Below are 926 nucleotides of genomic sequence, written 5' to 3' on the forward strand. Positions count from 1 at the left end.
GGCGGTGGTTGTCCTGGGGTAAGCATGTAGCCTGGTGTGTAGGTAAATCCGCATGCCGTTAAGGGTGAGATGTGATGCCGAGCCGATTTAGGTGAAGTGAGTGATCCCATGCTGTCGAGAAAAGCCTCTAGCGATGTGTGTCGGCGGCCCGTACCCTAAACCGACTCAGGTGGTCAGGTAGAGAATACCGAGGCGTTCGGGTGAACTGTGGTTAAGGAACTCGGCAAATTGCCCCCGTAACTTTGGGAGAAGGGGGGCCCCTGCTGGTGACCGGACTGGCTCTGTGGAGCTGGTGGGGGTCGCAGATACCAGGGGGAAGCGACTGTTTACTAAAAACACAGGTCCGTGCGAAGTCGTAAGACGCTGTATACGGACTGACGCCTGCCCGGTGCCGGAACGTTAAGAGGACTGGTTAGCCCTTTCGGGGGTGAAGCTGAGAATCTAAGCGCCGGTAAACGGCGGTGGTAACTATAACCATCCTAAGGTAGCGAAATTCCTTGTCGGGTAAGTTCCGACCTGCACGAATGGCGTAACGACTTCCCCACTGTCTCAACCACAGGCCCGGTGAAATTGCAGTACGAGTAAAGATGCTCGTTACGCGCAGCAGGACGGAAAGACCCCGGGACCTTCACTATAGCTTGGCATTGGCGTTTGGAGCGTCTTGTGTAGGATAGGTGGGAGACTGTGAAGCGGTGACGCCAGTTATCGTGGAGTCTTTGGTGAAATACCACTCTGGTCGTTTTGAGCGTCTAACCCGCACCCGTGGATCCGGGTGGGGGACAGTGCCTGGTGGGTAGTTTAACTGGGGCGGTTGCCTCCCAAAGAGTAACGGAGGCGCCCAAAGGTTCCCTCAGCCTGGTTGGCAATCAGGTGTTGAGTGCAAGGGCACAAGGGGGCTTGACTGTGAGACAGACATGTCGAGCAGG

The 926-nt window shown here is 56.3% G+C and carries 1 rRNA gene; it reads left to right on the forward strand.

What is annotated here, in order from left to right:
• Positions 1-926 (forward strand): 23S ribosomal RNA (locus ABEA10_RS50760); the annotation flags it as partial.

It is taken from the genome of Actinoallomurus oryzae, assembly GCF_039541955.1.
Lineage (GTDB): Bacteria > Actinomycetota > Actinomycetes > Streptosporangiales > Streptosporangiaceae > Actinoallomurus > Actinoallomurus oryzae.